The 17,365-nt window shown below is 62.5% G+C and carries 15 protein-coding genes; 9 read left to right on the top strand and 6 right to left on the bottom strand.

Annotated features, from left to right (window positions below; translation table 11 throughout):
• Positions 1 to 137: 137 nt before the first annotated feature.
• Complete coding sequence (locus ACZ42Y_RS03295) at positions 138 to 1,340, top strand: SufB/SufD family protein (protein ID WP_058371276.1); 1,203 nt, start codon at positions 138 to 140, stop codon at positions 1,338 to 1,340.
• Between the two features lie 365 nt (positions 1,341 to 1,705).
• Here ACZ42Y_RS03295 and ACZ42Y_RS03300 read toward each other — a convergent pair whose 3' ends face one another.
• Positions 1,706 to 2,527, bottom strand: coding sequence for a [LysW]-aminoadipate/[LysW]-glutamate kinase (locus ACZ42Y_RS03300; protein WP_236698177.1), 822 nt, complete (start codon positions 2,525 to 2,527; stop codon positions 1,706 to 1,708).
• A 23-nt stretch (positions 2,528 to 2,550) separates the two neighbouring features.
• A complete protein-coding gene (argC, locus tag ACZ42Y_RS03305) occupies positions 2,551 to 3,609 on the bottom strand; it encodes an N-acetyl-gamma-glutamyl-phosphate reductase (protein WP_058371275.1) in 1,059 nt (352 codons plus the stop codon).
• A 310-nt stretch (positions 3,610 to 3,919) separates the two neighbouring features.
• Here argC and lysW/argW point away from each other — a divergent pair, with 310 nt between their 5' ends.
• The 4 genes from lysW/argW (at position 3,920) to ACZ42Y_RS03325 (ending at position 7,380) form a co-directional block, all read left to right on the top strand.
• Complete coding sequence (gene lysW/argW / locus ACZ42Y_RS03310) at positions 3,920 to 4,093, top strand: alpha-aminoadipate/glutamate carrier protein LysW (protein WP_058371274.1); 174 nt, start codon at positions 3,920 to 3,922, stop codon at positions 4,091 to 4,093.
• A 154-nt stretch (positions 4,094 to 4,247) separates the two neighbouring features.
• Positions 4,248 to 5,108: a lysine biosynthesis protein LysX gene (gene lysX / locus ACZ42Y_RS03315; RefSeq protein ID WP_058371273.1), complete on the top strand. Its 861-nt coding sequence runs from the start codon at positions 4,248 to 4,250 to the stop codon at positions 5,106 to 5,108.
• A gap of 39 nt (positions 5,109 to 5,147) precedes the next feature.
• Positions 5,148 to 6,314 (top strand): aspartate aminotransferase family protein, encoded by a 1,167-nt coding sequence (locus ACZ42Y_RS03320; RefSeq protein ID WP_058371272.1) that lies wholly within the window; start codon positions 5,148 to 5,150, stop codon positions 6,312 to 6,314.
• Positions 6,289 to 7,380 (top strand): M20/M25/M40 family metallo-hydrolase, encoded by a 1,092-nt coding sequence (locus ACZ42Y_RS03325; RefSeq protein WP_464735687.1) that lies wholly within the window; start codon positions 6,289 to 6,291, stop codon positions 7,378 to 7,380. Before ACZ42Y_RS03320 ends, ACZ42Y_RS03325 begins: the two co-directional genes overlap by 26 nt.
• Positions 7,381 to 7,586: 206 nt before the next feature.
• On the opposite strand, the gene ACZ42Y_RS03330 is transcribed toward ACZ42Y_RS03325, so the two are convergent.
• The 3 genes from ACZ42Y_RS03330 to ACZ42Y_RS03340 all read right to left on the bottom strand — a co-directional run bounded on the left by ACZ42Y_RS03330 (position 7,587) and on the right by ACZ42Y_RS03340 (position 10,139).
• On the bottom strand, positions 7,587 to 9,059 hold the full coding sequence (locus tag ACZ42Y_RS03330) for a B12-binding domain-containing radical SAM protein (RefSeq protein WP_058371453.1): 1,473 nt from the start codon (positions 9,057 to 9,059) through the stop codon (positions 7,587 to 7,589).
• A 66-nt stretch (positions 9,060 to 9,125) separates the two neighbouring features.
• Positions 9,126 to 9,491, bottom strand: a complete 366-nt coding sequence (locus tag ACZ42Y_RS03335; RefSeq protein WP_058371270.1) for a hypothetical protein — start codon at positions 9,489 to 9,491, stop codon at positions 9,126 to 9,128.
• A gap of 315 nt (positions 9,492 to 9,806) precedes the next feature.
• Positions 9,807 to 10,139, bottom strand: coding sequence for a PadR family transcriptional regulator (locus ACZ42Y_RS03340; protein WP_058371269.1), 333 nt, complete (start codon positions 10,137 to 10,139; stop codon positions 9,807 to 9,809).
• Between the two features lie 200 nt (positions 10,140 to 10,339).
• Between ACZ42Y_RS03340 and ACZ42Y_RS03345 the strand changes: the two genes are divergently transcribed.
• The 4 genes from ACZ42Y_RS03345 (at position 10,340) to ACZ42Y_RS03360 (ending at position 13,463) form a co-directional block, all read left to right on the top strand.
• Positions 10,340 to 11,146: a TSUP family transporter gene (locus ACZ42Y_RS03345; RefSeq protein ID WP_464735688.1), complete on the top strand. Its 807-nt coding sequence runs from the start codon at positions 10,340 to 10,342 to the stop codon at positions 11,144 to 11,146.
• Between the two features lie 70 nt (positions 11,147 to 11,216).
• Positions 11,217 to 11,585 carry a hypothetical protein gene (locus ACZ42Y_RS03350; RefSeq protein WP_058371267.1) on the top strand — a complete coding sequence of 123 codons (369 nt, stop codon included), beginning with the start codon at positions 11,217 to 11,219 and terminating at the stop codon, positions 11,583 to 11,585.
• A 43-nt stretch (positions 11,586 to 11,628) separates the two neighbouring features.
• Positions 11,629 to 12,567 carry an ADP-ribosylglycohydrolase family protein gene (locus tag ACZ42Y_RS03355; RefSeq protein ID WP_464735689.1) on the top strand — a complete coding sequence of 313 codons (939 nt, stop codon included), beginning with the start codon at positions 11,629 to 11,631 and terminating at the stop codon, positions 12,565 to 12,567.
• Positions 12,568 to 12,752: 185 nt separating this feature from the next.
• On the top strand, positions 12,753 to 13,463 hold the full coding sequence (locus tag ACZ42Y_RS03360) for a hypothetical protein (protein ID WP_464735690.1): 711 nt from the start codon (positions 12,753 to 12,755) through the stop codon (positions 13,461 to 13,463).
• 142 nt (positions 13,464 to 13,605) lie between these two features.
• Here the strand turns inward: ACZ42Y_RS03360 and bchH are convergent, their stop codons facing one another.
• Positions 13,606 to 17,172, bottom strand: a complete 3,567-nt coding sequence (gene bchH / locus ACZ42Y_RS03365; protein WP_464735691.1) for a magnesium chelatase subunit H — start codon at positions 17,170 to 17,172, stop codon at positions 13,606 to 13,608.
• Positions 17,173 to 17,365: the final 193 nt, after the last annotated feature.

Below are 17,365 nucleotides of genomic sequence, written 5' to 3' on the forward strand. Positions count from 1 at the left end.
GAGCCCCCTGGAGGCACAGGGGCCCAGGACCCCCCACACACCTTTTCCAGGGTGGCCGAGGGGCCCATGGGCTGCACCCTAGTGCGAGACGCGCGTGTCGGCGCAGGGTTCCGGGTAGAGAAGAGGGTGAGGCAGTAGTGTCGAGGCAGGCTGTAGCCGGCCTGGAGGAGGCTAGGGAGAGGGCTAGGAGCCTTCTCGACAAGCTGCCCTGGCAGCACATAGCTGACTCCCCGACGACCAAGTACTATACGGACTGGAAGCTGTTCGAGGAGAAGCTGGAGAAGGCGCTCAGCGAGCCCCAGGCAGTGGGGGCCGGCGCCGGGGCTGGAAGGGGGCTGGAGGGCTATGACGCGGCTATAGGCTGCGGGGGCGGCGCTGCCGGGGGCATCCGCGTCTATAGGCTAGAGGAGGCGCCTAGCGAGCTAGCCAGGTTCTTCGCCTCGATGCTGCATCCGGATGAGAGCAGGCTTACAGCCGCACATTACGCGTTCCTCCGGGAAGCCTACGTGCTGGAGATCCGGGAGCCCGGCGTCTACAAGGTGGCAGTCTGCGGGCCGCGCGGCGTCTGGGCCAGCAGCCATCTACTCGTAGCAGTGATGCCGGGGGTTGAGGCCGGCCTGGTGCTGGACAATAGGCCCTCCTCCAGCGGCTCCACCGCTGTGGAGATGCTGGTAGGGGAGAAGGCGAAGCTTGAGCTGTTCACCCTGGCGAGGGCGCCGGAGGAGGCCGTCCACGCGCTGATGGGCCGCCGCTTGGTGCTGCATGGTGCCGAGCTGCGCTCCGCCACCATAGCGCTGGGCTCCGCCATGCACCGTGTGGAGGAGGAGACGAGGCTGGCCAACGGCTCCAGCTACACCCACTACGGCGCGGCCGTGGGCAGGTGGAGGCAGAGGCTGGACATGATAGCCGATACAATCCACCAGGGCGCTGGGAGCAGGAGCCGTGTGAGGGTCTACGGGTTCGCGCTGGATGAGAGCCTGGTGTCGGCTAGGGGGCTTGCAAGCATAAAGGAGAGCGCCCGCGGCAGTAGCACAGTCTTCGAGGCCGAGGTGCTCGTGATAGGCGAGAAGGCTAAGGGCTACACCATGCCCTTCCTGGAGATAGACACGGGCGACGTGGAGGAGGCCAGCCACCGCGCGGCCGAGTACAGGATATCGGGGGAGCAGCTCTTCTACCTGGAGAGCAGGGGGCTGAGCGAGGAGGACGCCCTGCAGCTCCTGCTGAGCGAGAGGCTGAGGACCGCGGCGGGGCACCTGGAGAGGCTCGCAGGCGAGGCAGAGAAGATGATAGAGGCTATACTGGTGGAGCTTTTCCACCCCCAGGGGCAGTGTAGTTTTTGATTGTTGTTGGAAAGTTTATATTGGTTGATGTTTAAATGTTATACCTGAAAACCCTGGGGGGTGATGGGGGCAGTGCTCCAAGCCCCTCAGGGCATAAGATCTTGGATGGGAGCCCCGTGCCGTTGGGCTCGACAGCCACCCATGACCCCATAACTCTAAGGAAAGAGTTATGGGCGAGGTGGAACTCCCTAGATGCGAACATAAACCCATATAAAATTGGGATGAACATCTAGGGAGAAACGGTAGGCTACGCACCACCCCCAGGGGCCGTGTGGAGGGCTGCAGCCGCCCTGATGGGCCGCCGAGCCCCCCCCCCCCCCCGGGCGGTGAGGTGGGCGAGGGACGGCCGAAGCCCTCCTGGCCTCCTAGCCCTTCTCGACGACAGTGCCTCTGCCTTCTAGCCCGCGCTGAACCGGGTCGGGCTGGGAGGCGCTGGTTATCACTGCACGGGCTACGCCCTCCTCGACCGCCCGGGCTATCTCGTAGAGCTTCCTGTTCATCCCCGCGCCTACTCGGCCCTCCTCCAGCAGCCTCCGGGCCTCGCTGACTGTGAGCCTCTCGACGAGCCTCCCGTCGAGGAGCAGGCCGTCGACGTCGGTGAGCACTATGAGCGCGTCGGCGTGGAGGGCTGCCGCTATTCGCGCCGCGGCCTGGTCGCCGTCGACGTTGAGTAGCGTGGCCTCCCGGGGGTCGAAGGCTATGGGGGCTACCACGGGAGTGTAGCCGTTATCGAGAAGCTTCTCGAGGAAGCCCGTGTCTACGCTGGTTATCCTCCCGGTGTAGCCGCCTTCAACGACGCGCTTCCTCCCGGTCTCGGGGTCCAGGACTACTATCCTCCGCCTCCTCTCGGCCTGGAGCACTAGGCCGTCGACGCCCGTGAGGCCTACCGGCCTGGCCCCCAGGCTTGCGAGCCGGCTGCAGATTCTCTTATTGAGGAGGCCGCCGAGCACCATTACGAAGACCTCCAGCTCCTCCCTCGTCGTGTACCTGCTCCTCACCCCCTGGGGGCTGGTCACGAACCTGGGCTCTATGCCGAGCCTCTTCTCGTACTCCGTCACCAGGTCGCCTCCCCCGTGGACGAACACCAGGCGGTGGCCCCGCCTGGCGGCGGAGGCTACGGAGGCTACTATGTTATCCATGTTGGCCATGAGGGCTCTGCCGCCGGCCTTGACCACCAGGGTTGCCACTCCACCGGCACCCCTCTCCCTCTCTAGGCTGGCTTGAGCGGGGGCAGGCGGAGCCCCGTGTCCTCGGGGAGCCCTGCTGCTATGTTCCAGGCCTGCACTGCCTGGCCGGCAGCGCCCTTAACCAGGTTGTCTATGGCGGCGAAGCCCGTCACCCTGCCCAGCCTCTTCTCGAGCGCGAACCCCACGTCAGCGTAATTGCTGCCGGCCACGTACTTCGGGTCGGGATAGCCCGGGGGAGTGCCGTGGACCAGGCGTACAAAGGGGCTGTCGCGGTAGAAGCCGGCGTAGAGCCGCAGCAGCGTCTGCTCCTCCACCTCTCTCAAGAGCCAGGCGTGGCCGCTGGCCAGGGCGCCCCTTATCGAGGAGACTGCGTGGGGGATGAGGGAGACCCTGACCTCTGAGCCGGCTAGCCGGGATAACTCCTGCTCCGCCTCGGCTGCGTGCCGGTGGCCCCGGGGCTCGTAGGGCCTTATCGCGTTCTCCCTCTCAGGGTGGTGGCTGCCCCTAGTGGGCTTCGAGCCCCCCTCGCTGCTCCCCACCTTCACATCGACTATTATCCTGGAGAGGTCCACCAGCCTCTCCTTGGCGAGAGGTGCGAGCGCAAGTATGGCCGCGGTGGCGTTGCAGCCGGGGGATGCTATCAGCCTGGCTCCTCTCAGCTCCTCCCTGTGGAGCTCGGGGAGCCCGTAGACCGCCTTCTCGAGCAGGTCGGGGTAGGGGTGCTCGAACCCGTACCAGGTCTTGTAGGCCTCGGGGTTCCTGAGGCGGTAGTCGGCACTGAGGTCCACCACGGTGAGGCCGGACTCGTAGAAGGTCTTAGTGTACTCTAGCCCCACGCCGTGGGGGAGGGCCGAGAACACCACATCGGCCTCGCTCTTCAGCACCGCGTCGACGCTGAAGGGCGTGAAGCGGAGCCCCCGGTACCAGCCCCGGAGATTGAAGTGGACGAAGTGCACCGGCTTGCCGGCATACTCCCTGGAGGTGGCAGCTACAACCTCTACCTCGGGGTGGAGGGCCAGCAGCCGGAGCAGCTCCCCTCCCGTGTAGCCCGACGCCCCCAGGACAGCGACCCGGTAGGCCATCCCGGCAGCGGCACCCAGGGCCCAGCCCCGAGCCAGGGGGTTTTAGGGGTCTGGTACGCCCACCGCACCAAGCCACGGCGGAGCCCCGCTGGCTGCACCAGAAGCTGCTCAGAGCAACAATTAGTGCACCTTGACGGGTTCTAGCCGGGGCTCCGGTTTAGATCGGTCCCTCCAAGCAGGGGGAACGAGGAGCACCACTCTATCGGCTGGTGCGGATACCGTTCAGGCCGGTAGATGAATCCGTACTGCACGAAAAGGGACAGCATTATTAGGGCTAATCGCGGCCCCGGCTCCCCCCGGGTGGCACGGTATGCCGACACTCAAGTGCCCCGTGTGCGGTGGCCCCGTAGAGGTCCCCGACGACGCCATGCCCGGCGAGCTGATAGACCACGACTGCGGCGTCACCCTGGAGGTCGTCAAGAGGGATGACGGCAGCATAGAGCTGAGGCCCTTCGAGGGCGTCGGCGAGGACTGGGGCGAGTAGCGGGAGGGGCCTCGGAGAAGCCACCGCTCCGCCCAGAGCCTTTCACCGAGGAGAGGGGCCTGGTCCCGGAGCCCGCGGGCCGGGTGCCTCTCCTCCCGGGGCTTGTCCCCGCGGATGGCGGTTGCACGGCCCCACTACCTGGATGGGAGGATGCATGGGGTTGGCCAAGATAGGCATGGCGTACATGGTGGCTAGGTGGGAGGAGAAGTCCATAGCCTCTGCCGCCAGGAAGCGGGGAGCCGATATCACGCTCATCCATCTCTCCAGCTTTCACGCTGTTATAGGAGACAGGGAGCTGGGCGGGAAGCTGCCGGGCGTGGTGCTCCAGAGGAGTGTGAGCCACTACGTCGCCGTTTCCTCCAGCCTTGTCCTGGAGAGCCTCGGGCTGCGGGTGGTGAACCGGGGCCAGGCCACCGCCGCCGCCAACGACAAGGTGTGGAGCCTGGCTCTCCTGCGCGCCGCGGGGATTCCCACCCCTGTCACCGGGGTCGCGTTCGGCTCCGAGGCTGCCGGGAGGCTCGCGGATGAGATAGGCTACCCGGTCGTGGTGAAGCCCACCAACGGGAGCTGGGGAAGGATGGTGGCGCTGGCCGACGACTGGGAGGATCTCCGTGTGATCCTGGAACATAGGGAGTACATGCCGCAGCCCGAGATGAAGGTCCACTTGATCCAGGAGTATGTGAGGAAGCCGGGACGCGACATAAGGGTCACCGTGGTGGGTGGTAGGCCCGTGGCGGCTATCTACAGGTACTCCAGCCACTGGATCACAAACACGGCGCGCGGGGGGAAGGCCGAGCCGGCGCCGGTCGAGGGGGAGCTGGGCGAGCTGGCGGTACGGGCTGCGGAGGCCGTGGGCCTGGAGATAGCCGGGGTAGACCTCTTCGAGGACCCGGAGCGGGGCTACCTGGTGAACGAGGTCAACCCGGTGCCAGAGTTCAAGAACACGGTGGCGGTCACCGGGGTGGACGTGGCGGCCGAGATAGTGGATTACCTCCTCGAGCTGGCCCGCCGCTAGGCCCGGGGCACCACCTCCAGGGGGGAGGCGTAGAGGGTCTTGGTACTCCGCTACCTCCACTTCTACGCTCCCCGCGGGCTCCGGGTCGCGAGGGCCCAGGGCCAGTATATCTGGGACCTTGAGGGCCGTCGCTACCTCGACGCCCACACGGGCCACGGGGTGGCGTTCCTGGGCCACCGGCACCCGAGGATAGTGGAGGCTCTCCGCGAGGCGCTGGACACCGTTATGGTCGCGCCGCCGGGGATGGCGGGGCCGTGGCTCGAGGAGATGCTCGAGGCCCTCACCCCCCTGCTGCCTGGTAGGATGGAGTACGTGACGCTGCTTAACAGCGGCGCGGAGGCCGTGGAGCTCGCGCTGAAGATAGCGCGCCGGGTGACCGGCCGGAGGGGGATAGTCTACTTCACCGGCAGCTTCCACGGGAGAACGATGGGTGCGCTCTCCGTCACCTCGAGCAACCCCCTCTACCGGAAGGGCTACGAGCCCCTGATCCCGGGGACCAGGAGGGCCAGGTTCAACCACCCCGAGGACCTTGACAAGGCTATAGGGGAGGACACGGCCGCCGCGATAGTGGAGCCCATACAGGGCGAGGGCGGCGTGAACCCCGCCACCCCCGAGTTCATGAAGGAGCTTAGGAGGAGGTGCGACGAGGCGGGCTGCCTGCTGGTCGTCGACGAGGTCCAGACGGGGTTCGGCCGCACCGGGAGGGTCTGGGCCCACGAGCACTACGGAGTAGAGCCCGACATACTAGCCGCGGGCAAGGCCATCGGGGGAGGCTTCCCGGTCAGCATGGTTGCGGTGCCGGGCTGGGTGGCGGAGAAGCTCCCCCCGGGCTTCCACGGCAGCACCTACGGCGGCAACCCTATGGCTATGAAGGCCGTGGCCGCGGCCAGCAGGGTACTCGTCGAGGAGAGGGTGCCGGAGCAGGCGGCGGAGAAGGGGGCAAGGCTCCGCGGCATACTGGAGGAGATGCTGGAAGGGGCCAGGGTGGTTAGGAGGGTGAAGGGAATGGGCCTCATGATCGGGGTGGAGCTGAGGCTCCGGCCCGACCCGGTTCTCCGCTGCCTCCAGGAGGAGAAGGCGATACTAGCCCTCAAGGCCGGCTCCACCGTGGTACGGCTCCTGCCCCCCTACCTGCTGGCCGGGAAGGACGTGGAGGCGCTGGCGCGGGGAGTGGCGGACTGTGTACTACGGCTCCAGGGCGGCTAGGCTGCTCCAGTCCCTGGTCGAGGCCTACAGCCCCACCTTCATGGAGAGGGACGCCGCCAGGCTGCTGGTCGAGGAGGCCTGGCGGCTCGGCTACAGCCAGGCCTACCTAGACGATGCGGGGAACGCCAGGCTCCTAGTTGAGCCCATGGAGCGGGTCGAGGAGCCTCCCAGGATAGCGCTGGTCAGCCACATAGACACTGTGCCAGGCTGGGTCGAGCCAGCCAGCCCGCCCTGCGTGGTGAGGGGCCGGGGGGCTGTGGACGCTAAGGCCCCGCTGGCAGCCATGGTGGCCGCCGCCTCCCTCTACCGGCCGAGGAGGGCGGTGGTCGAGGTCGTGGCGGCCGTGGGCGAGGAGGGGCCCAGCCACGGCGCATGGCACCTCCTGAAGACGGGGTGGAGGGCGGACGCCGTCATAATAGGGGAGCCAACTAACACGACTAAGGTGGCTATAGGCTACCGCGGCGGCGCCAGGCTCCGGGTCCACTGCCTCGGCGAGCCGGGGCACGCGAGCAGCAGCTGGCTCTACAGGAGCGCCTGCAGCCTCGTGGTGGAGGCCTACCAGGCGGTGGAGGAGCTGAGCGAGGCCACCGCGAGGGGCTATACCTACACCGTGACCGCTATGAGCTGTGGCTCCGGCGGCAACGTGGTAGCCGACGAGGCGACGCTGGTGGTGGACCTCCGCATACCGCCAGGCGGGAGTCTAGAGGAGGCCCTCGAGAAGCTGGGGCGGAGGCTCCCCGAGGGCTGCTGGGCGGAGAAGCCGGGCAGCTGGCTCCCACCGGTAGCCGTTAGGCCGGGCAGCCCCGCCGCCAGGGCGCTGATGCGCGGCCTTCTAGCCGAGGGCTACCGGGCCCAGCCCGTGCTGAAGGCCGGGACAAGCGACATGAACATACTCTACAGGGTGGCCGGGAGCATCGCCGCCTACGGCCCGGGAAGGAGCGAGCTGAGCCACACGCGGCACGAGGAGGTGACGCTGGCGGAGCTAGACCTGGCGGTGAGGGTCTACATAAACGCTATACGCTGGCTTGAGGACACGCTGGCCAAGACGAGGAGAAGTGCCGGCTGAGAGGTGGCAGCCCCCGAGGCCCCGCCCCACCTGCTCTTAGGGGCCGGCGAGCTCTCCAAGCCCTCCACATCCCGGCAGGGGTGGAAGTGCCCCTCTCCTCGCTAACGGGCGGGAGGCGTGGGTCCCTCCTACACGCTTCTCAGCCCTGAAGCCCCGGCGGGCGCCGAAAGAATAGTGACTGCGGAGCAGGAGCGGGCAAAAGGGGGCTAGGCGCGGAGCATGGCCTCGATCTTCGGCAGCATCTTCTCAGCCTTCCTCCTGGCATACTTTATGAAGGCCTCTATGCCCATCCTCACCGGCAGCATGTGCGGCTCCCGGAGGTAGAACTTGCTCAGTATGTCCTCGGCCCAGTAGAGGGAGTGGAGCAGCGTCCTCTTAAGCACCTCCACGTGCTCGGGCCTTAGCAGGTTCCTCTTGAACCAGTCCCTGTTCTTCAGCACGCCCATCGGCACGAAGAACATCGGCACTATGAGGCTCCTATAGGGCCTCAGCCTATCAAGCATCTCCGCCGTCATCTCCACATCCTCCGGCCTCTCCTCGGGGAGCCCTAGTATCAGCGTACCTGCCGGGATTATGTTATTCTCATGCATGATCCTGAAAGCATCCTCAACCACGTCCGGCCATTTCTCGGCCGGATAGGGGGCGGACTTGGCGGGCATTATTATCTTGGCTAGCCTCGGGCTCAGCGTCTCGATGCCTACCTCAACGCCGAGGAAACGCTGGTTAGTGAGCACTATATCGTTCATTATCCTCGAGACTAGGCGGTGCTTCTCCTCCGCGTACTTCACCGCCGCCAGGCTAGCGTGGCTCCAGGCTATGGTGCCAGGGACGAGCCTGCGAACCCTCTCATGGAGCTTGATGAGAGGCTCGGGCCTAGGCTTCACGCCATCAGCACCATAGAGGAGCACGTCCTCGCTGTGGAGTATCACAGACTTCACGCCGTTCCTGAGGTTCACCTTTATCTCTGCCTCGATCTTGTCGAACGGCATGTAGCGGAGCGGGCGGAGGGTGACGCTGCAGAACTTGCAGCCCCTCGGGCACCCCCTCATTATCTCCACTAGGCCGTTGACGCTAGCGCCCTTTATCACCGGGATCTCCTCTATGCTCGGGCTGTCCTGCGGCCCTACGTAGATGTAGTCGGGCAGGGGCCCACCGCTGAGAGCCCTCTCGGCGAGGTCCACTACCACCTTCTCGGCCTCACCATCGATTACCGTGTCCACGCCCCACTTCTGCCACTCCTCGAGGGACCAGAGCCACTGCCACGCCGCAGGCCCCCCGGCGATGATCTTCACTCCTTTCTCCTTAGCCTTCCTCACCGCCGGGCTCTCCATGAACCTCCTGAAGGACCTCCGATTCACCGGCTCCTTGCCGGTTATCATCCACCACTCACTGCTCGGAGGCCCGTAGGCGAAGTAGTCGTGATGACCTATCATAAGAACCTTCATAGTATCTAAGTGCTTATGCAGATGGTCGGGGTCGACTATAGCGGCGTTGAAGCCTGCATCCACAAGCTTTGCCTCTATCTTGCGGAGCCCGTAGGGCGCCTCACGGGGCCTGCCAAGCTCATCGGTCTCAACCTTGGGCGCTGCGAGCCACATCCAGACGCGCTCCGGCATCCCTATGGCAGGCCCCGTGGTCATGAAGCCTATGAACTCCCTGCCGTGGTGGTTGCTCATCATGGTGCGGTCTGTGGAGATCACTATCTCGAAGCCCTTCACTACCCCACACCTCGTCCTGGCCTATGCCTAGACAACTACAGGGTTTAAACCATGCTCTCGCAAGATAGAAATATACTCCGGCAAATGAGAGTCAACAATATAGACGGCTTCATCACCCAGCTTCCTGGCGAGGTCCTCCAGGCTCCCCAGGTCTTCTCCATGATACCGGACCGAAAGCGTATAGACTATATTGTTCTGGATGAGCGTCCTCAACAGCTCCATGTACTCTACCCTTCCCAATGGCGAGACCACGTGTATCACGAACCTCGAGCTAACCTTGGGATCGCGGCTCCGGAGCTCATGCAGCTTCATAAGAGCCCGGGATATGACTCTCCCTCCCTCCCTACTAAATACTAGCACTACGTGCTTTGCACCCTCCTCGACCCACACCATCGCCCTACACCCCGGAGCCTCCGGGGAAGAGTCTCCTAAGGGGAAGCTTCCTGGGGCAGGAGCCGCGCTGGGCGAGGACCTTCAGGACGTCTATCATCCATGTGCGCCTACCTCGAGCATCTTGGGGGCGGGAGTGCCGCAGAGCATTGCATGCTCCTGGGTTGTCCTTTGCAGGAGGCCAGTGGATTCCATCTATCATTGTTTTGCTATACGCGTTTCTCTTGCTAGAATGGAGCGCTGCTGCAACCGGCCATGGACTGGGGAATGCCGACGCTACTGGCTGAAGGCCCGGCATGGCCCCATAGAGCCTGGGGACTACTTCCCGGCGCCGGTCTCCGGCCCCTCCGCCAGCGCCTCGATAGCCCTGCTCAGCTCCCAGAAGACGCTGTAGAGCTTGCGGAGCTTGAATACCCCCTTCTCCGTTATCTCGTAGAGCACTACCTGTCTCCCATCTTTCTCGCCTCTGACGGCTCTCACGAGGCCGCGCTGCGACATCCGGGAGAGGGCTGTGTATACGACGGCCTCGCTCACGTCGAGGCCGGCTGCGCGTAGCCTCTTGTAGAGACCGTAGCCGCATAGAGGCCCCTGCTTCTCGAGGAGTATGAGTATGGCTAGCTGTATGTAGGGTATACAGCCCTGGCGCGGCATTGCTCCCAACCCTCTGGGGGCGTCTAGCCTCTAAAGCCCTCTCCGGGGCGGCGGCGCAGCGCGCTCCAGCGGCTCTGGGCGGTTTGCCGCTACCATGTCGCCACTATATCGTATCACTATATCGTATTATGTCGTATTATGCGACGTAGATAAATTAATAACTGCAACTGTCCTGTAGGAAATGCCCTATCGGTGATAGGGTGCAGGGGGTCCAACAGCTCGCCCTAGCACCGGTGATAGGCTTTGTACTAAACATTATGGGCGGCTACCTCGGCCTAGGCGGCTGCGCGGTAATGCTTCCAGCAGTGCTTATGATTATTTTTAAGGAGCCTGTGCCCGTCGCGGTGGGTACGACCGCGTTGGCTGTGCTCATAAGCGCCAGCATAATAACCACGCGGGCCGGGCTCAGGATGATAGACCGGAGGTCCATGCTCGTCCTCGGCGCGTGGGGCGCCCTCGGGGCTGCTATAGGCGACCTCCTCTACGCCGCGGCGGCCAGGAAGCCGTGGGTGCTGTTGCTCAGCCTGAGCGCCGTCTTCGCCTACGCCGCGTTCGGAATGGTATGGGAGACGGTAAGGGGCGCCAGGGTACTCGCGGGGAGGCAGCTCGCCCGGCGCATGCCTGGAGGCGCTGTGGCGAAGTCCCTGCTGGGCCTCGTGGACGGCTTCGGGGCAGGGTTCCTAGGGCTCGGGACCTGCATCGTGATACCGGTCTCAATATACGTGCTGGGCGCCGAGCCCGGGGTAGCGGTGATGACTGCCATGTCCTCGCTCGTGTGGGCTGTGCTGGTGTCCTCTGCCCAGAAGCTGGCTATAGGCGCGGCTAGTGTGGTGGACGCAGTCCTACTAGCTGTGGGCATCATAGTGGGTGCTGTGGTTGGCGCCAGGCTTGTGCCTAGGACGCCTGGCTGGGCCGTAGTCCGGCTGAGGCAGCTATTCGCCATAATATTCGCGGCGGTCTCGGTCAAGCTGCTGCTGAGCGGGCTCGCGTTGATGCATGCGGGCTAGCCGGGTGGCTTGATTTATACTCCCCCTGGGCGGTGCGCTAGTGGCTCAATTCCTGGGGGCTTCCCTGGTCTTGGACCGCAGCGGGATATTGATGGGCTACACGCTCCCCTGCCGGAGGAGCGCTGCCCTAGACTTTCTCGGGAGGGTTGAGAGGAGTCTAAGGCTGGAGAGGCTTAACGCGCTTGTGGTACTCATAGTGGTGGTCGCTGTGCCTGGGCTGCTTCTCCCCTCGGCCCGGCTTACCAGGGCCGCGGAGGCGCTGCTAGAGGGCCTCTTCACCCTCGGGGCAGCGGCAGCCGGCGCCTCTGCCGTGTGGAGGACCATGCTCCTCGGGAGGCTGAGGAGGCTCCGCGCCAGGCTGGAGGCCCTTGGGGTGGAGGAGCTGCCCCAGGATCTCTGCAGCGTGGAGCTGAGAAGGCTGTTGAGCGGGGCTGGGTAGATAAGCCCCCGCCGGCTGAGCGTGGACGGATAGGGCCTAGGCAGTGCCGCTCCTAGAGCCGCTGGATAGCGCTGCAAGGCTGTTCCAGGAGGTGCTCCTAGCAGCTGTACTGGGTGACGCGGTCGGCCTCCCGGTGGCCATGACTGGGGCGCCCGGCGCGCCGGGCATAGTGGTTGACGGGCTCTACGCCTACGGGAGCATCGCCGAGATGATGCTCCTGCTCGCCGAGAGCGTCGCCGAGAACTGCGGCTTCAACCCCCGCGGCTACGCGGAGGCCCTTGCCAGCCGCGCCGACGTGGAGAACCCGCTCCGCCTCTACCACCCGGCCACCGCCGCGGCGATAAACGGGATCCGGCGGGGCAAGCCCTGGTGGGAGGCGAGGCGCCAGCCCCTCCAGGACGGGCCCAGGATGGACGCGGCCGCGCGGGCGGTGCCAATAGCCCTCTTCTACCGCTCCAGGCGCGTAGCCGCCTCCATGGCTGAGGCCCAGGCGCTCGTGACGCATACCAGCAGCCACGACGTGGAGGCCGCGAGGCTATACGTGATAGCCCTCTACGAGACGCTCCGGGGGCTAAGCCCCCGCCGGCTGGCCGGCGTGCTCGCCGACGAGGCAGGGGACCCGGTGCTCAGGGAGCTGATGGCGAGGCTCGAGGACCTGGCAGGGGAGCCCCTGGGGAGGGCGGCGAGGCTCCTAGCCCCGGTGCCGGGCGGCGACCCCCACCCCTTCGCTGCAGCCCTCTACGCCTACATGGAGAGCCCGGGCAACCCGCTCGAGGCGGCCAGGACCGCTGCGGCCGTAGCCCCCGGCTCCGCCGACGCCGCCGCGGCTATGGCGGCCGCGCTCGCCGCCGCCCACGGCGGGCTCGAGGCGGTGGACCCGGGGCTGCTAGGCCGGCTGGAGGCCGGGAGCTGGGCCCTAGAGGCCGGGAGGAGGCTCTACCAGGCAGCGAGGAGCCGCCACGGGGAGAGCCCAGCCTCCTAGACGCCCGGGTCCCCCCTCCCGGCGCCGCCAGGCCTCCACCGGCGGGGCTACCCGGGGGTAGCTCCTGATAATACGCCGGGGCTTCGGCCAGGCGGGGCTCCAGGACTGTACCCCGCTTCTAGATGTTACCCCGGAGCTATACCAAGGTCCCCGGGGGCTCCGGGGAGAAGGAGGGGTGTCTGCCGTTGGACCCCGCGGCGCCCGGTGTGAGGGAGAGGGTGCTGGAGTTTCTCGCGGAGTACGGTGAGAGAGGCTACGCCGTGCTCCGCGCCGCTGTGGACGCTGCGCTCGCCTCCCGGGGGCGCCGTGGGGTCCGCCTGGGCGACTTCAGCCACCGCGAGGTCGTGGCCAGGCTCAAGGCGTGGGGGATAGACTATAACCCCTCAATGCTCCTCCGCGCCCTGGAGCGGGGCTACGGGGTCATCGAGACGAGCTACCGGAGCAGCAACCAGCACTGGTGGAGGTTCCTAGACCTGGACGCGGTGGTGGAGGCGCTGGAGGCCTACGACCGGGGCGTCGAAGCCGCCGAGCCCGCGGGGGAGGAGGACGAGGAGCTCGACCCGGAGACGGAGCTGCTCCGGATACAGATAGCCAGCATAGACCCCGAGGGCGTGCTCGAGGAGCTGCGCCGGCTGGCGGCCAAGCCGAGGCTGGCCCGGCAGGACCTTGCCCGGCTGAGGATGCTAGCCTTCAACGAGCTGGAGCTGGCGGCCAAGCTGCTGCGGCGAGCCGGGGAGCTGGGCTACGAGGGCCCGGAGGTGGAGATGCTGCGCGAGGTCCTCAGGCTCGCCTCCAGGCTGAGCCGCCGCCTCCTCTCCAGCTCCAGGCTCCAGGCCGAGAGCCGCCGCACCCTGAGCGAGCTGGCCCGGGCGGGCTCGGAGCTGCTGAAGCCCTAGCATCAAACAGCATCCTATAGCCGTTGACTACGAAAAGAGTGGAGCGGAGGACAGGAGTACCTCGTGGTGCACTACGGCCAGGCCCTAAAAGCGTGATGCGGCGGAGCCCTGCAGGAATGAGGCTCGCAGCATAAAGGAGCCTCTAAGCTTCCTCCTCAAGCATCGCGTCAAGCTCCATATACCTCTCTTTTATCTTTTTAAGCACCTTCCTGTCCGCCTTCCAGTAACCTCTTTCGCTTGCCTCAAGAAGCCTCTCTAGGATCTTCTTTGCTGCATATGGGTTGCTGCTCTTTATCCTCTCGAAGAGGTTTTCATCGAGCACAAAGCGCTCAGCAACCTTGTCCCAGACCCAGTTCTCGACCGCCCCGGTAGTCGCAGCTAGGCCAAGGAGATACTCTACTCTATCAGCTATCTTCTGGGCTCCGTGGAACCCGTGTTTCAGCATAGCTTCTATCCACTTCGGGTTTAAAGTTCTCGTTATTGTCCCCCTTGTTATCGTCTCTCTAACGTCTTCGACCTTCACCATCTCCCCGGTTGTGTCGGCTATCAGCATCTCTGGCTTCTTCCCTCTTAGCTGCTCAACGGACTTCGCTAAGCCGCCGAAGAACTCGTAGTAGTGGTCTAGATCCGTAATCTCATAGTCTTGTGAGTCTCTGACTTGTGTAACCATGTCGACCCTCTTTAGCAGGTCTTCGAATAGTTGCCTCGCCTTTTGAGAGTATATGCCTTCACCATACGCGTAGCTCATTGATTCCATGTAGGCCTCAGCTAAGTCTGCCTCATCTTTCCAGGCGCTGTCTTCGACTAGCTGGAGCATCCTAGTGCCATACTCTGTTGCTCTCGGCCCGAAGATTCTTACCTTTGCGAGACTTCCAAAGCCTCTAAGCTCCTTTACATGCTTCTTGACAAAGTTGAGCTCCTCGGGTTCATCGAGCTCCGCGACAAGCTTCACGGCCCTATCTATCAAAGCCATCACGTTTGGAAACATTTCCCTGAAGAACCCGCATATTGTGACCACGACATCTATACGTGGGTGGCCAAGCTCGCTGAGGGGTATGACTCTGAGCTCCTTCTCCCAGGGCGATTTGTGGATAACCTCAACCCCCAGATACTCAAATATCTGTGCAACGGTCTCGCCATAGGTCTTAGCCGTCTCAAAGCCCCATAGCACTACCCCAACGCTCTCGGGATATCTTCCATGCTTCTCAAAGTACTTTCTCAGAGTCTCTCTTGCAATGTATCTGCCCCTCTCTGTTGCAGCCTCCGTCGGCACTTTTAGCGGGTCGAATTGGTAGATGTTTCTCCCGGTCGGCAAAGCCTCAGGATTCCTTATCACATCTCCGCCAGGCGATGGCTCGATGTAATTACCTTTTAGGCCCTCTAGCAGGTTCTTTATCTCGAGAGAATTATCTGCATATTTCTTGGCGATCTCGAGGCTGTATCTCAGTGTCTTCTCATACCTTGCTGGGACTTTCTCACCTTTAAGGAACTTCTGGACTATTTGCCGAGCCTCCCTGTCCACCTCTCTAAGCCTCCTTGGATCCTTCAAAACCTCTTCGTAGCTCCACCCCTTGTCCTCACATATTAGTCTGTTGAGCGACTTTATCTCTCCTCTGTCATACCTTGCGAGAAGCACTATGAAGTCTTCGAGTTCTTCTAGGCTGTATTTCTGGCCGAGAACGTGTAGGCCCTTAGGTATTATTGAGCGCTTATACTCATATAGCTTCGCCTCAACCTCCTCAAGGTCTTCGCCTAGGTGAAGCTTCCTCGCTAGCTCAAGGGCCTTCCTCTTTGCGATCTCTGCCCTAGCTCTGTCTCCGCTGCTCAATGCCTCACGGTACTCGTCGAGATATCCCTCTAGCCTTGCATAGTCCTCGTAGAGATCTGCGGTTGTATAGGGAGGCGAGTTGTAACTTATAAGTGTCGCATAGAGTCTCCTCTTGGCTAGCGTGGCCTCAGACGTGTTGACGACATGATATATGTACAAGCTAGGCATGTCACCTATCAGTATGTCTGGGAAACACCTAGAGGAGAGGCCAACCTCCTTCCCCTTCATGAACTCGGCTGTACCATGAGTTCCTACATGGATGACGGCATCCGCCTTGAACACTCTTTGAAGCCAGAAGTAGAAGGCTAGGTACTGGTGGTGGGGGGGCCTAGTCGGGTCATGGATTGCATGGTAGACGTCCTCTTCCCTGGCTAGTGGCGGTCTTGATGGCTGGACGCCTATGAACACGTTCCCAAGCACAACCCCGGGTATTAATATACCCTTGTCATCTACCATTATTTCGCCAGGTGGCTCGCCCCAGTATCTTACCACCTCTCTTCTGACATCCTCCGGTAGCTCGTTGAAGTACTTCAGATACTCTTTGACGCTCATTCTCGGGCAGTCAATCTTCTCGGGAGGATAAATTGTTGGGTTGAAGAGCTTCTTCTCAATAAACATTTTCTTGAGGTCTTTAACTTCTGGGACCTGGTAGCCCTCCCTTCTAAGCTCCTCTAGTATTCTCTCTACGCTCTTGAAGGTGTCAAGGTAAGCTGCGTTGCCTAGATTCTCCTCGCCCGGCGGGTAATTGTATATTATTATCGCTATTCTCTTCTCATGGTTGGGCTTCCTCCGGAGTTCTAGCCACCTAGCAACCCTTCTAGCAACCTTATCCACTCTGTCATCGATAGGGACAACTTCGTCACCCTTAACCCCGCCCAGGGGTATAGGCTCGACGCCGCCGTCCATCTCAGGGAGGGTCACAGCAGTTACCGTTGTGAGTGCGTTTAACCCTCTCTCGCTTTTCCTCCAGTCCTCTATCTTTTGGTTATACATCATTACGGGGGTGAATAGCTTAGCCTTAAGCCTCTTCAATAGCTCGACAGTGGGCCTTGGGTCTCCACCATAGGGGCCGCCGTTCAGTCTGAACCAGAGAAGGCTTATTATCGCATCGACACCAGTGAAGAATTTTTCAACAGGTTTTAGCGCGAGTATACCGTCTGTATAGGCGGGTATAACATTTATATTCATCTCTTCGAGCCGTTTTACAAGCTCTTCAAGCGTTTTGGCGCATTGCCCGAAGTGCATTCCGCCATAGAAGAGTATGCCTACTGTCGGCTTACTTGGATCGATTATAGGATTGTAGTTGAAGCCGTGAACCGGATGGTATAGCCCATACTCCTGGAACTCGATGGGCTCTCTAACTTCTACTCTGGCTCCAGCTCTCCGGGCTAGGAGGAGAAACATGTTCTTGTAGTTCTCATAGCCCCCATTAGCCCAGTACTTTACCAGCCTCACATAGTCCCTTGCATCTCTTAGAGCGCCGAAGGGAATAATTCTTCCAAGGCTTTCAATAATCCTTTCCATCCTCTTTATCTTTGCAACCATAGATTCAGGGCTACTGACTGCTATGGACGCAGCTTTCGCAGGCATTCTAAATCTTCCAAGCTTCGTCCTAGCCATTAGGGTTGGCGAGCCGCCAACCAGGTAAACTACGTCCTTCTCTTTATAGTCTATTTCGCTGAGTACACCGGGGTCGCCCCTGACATCTATCAGGATTACGTCTGCCCAGTCAACGAGTCTCTGGAGATCCTCCCTGCTATAGCTCGGCAACTGGTGAGAATACAGCAGTTTAACATCCACATAGCTGCTAACATCTTTAATCGCTCTCTTCAAGTCACCGCTGATAACAGTAGATATTAGTAGAACCTTAAGCCTCCCCAAGTGCACCCCCCGGGAGCCTGTGGTGCACCCGCATTAATGGTGTCGCCGCTGCATAAATACCTGGCCTTCATGATTCCGAGGACCGTGCTATGGGGGAGCATAGCCCTGGCAGCATTGTTCTGAAGAGTGACAAGTGCAGATGGAATACTTGTCGTAATCTATCTCAGCAGCCTCGACAGGTTTAACGCCTATA

It is taken from the genome of Pyrodictium brockii (assembly GCF_055379715.1).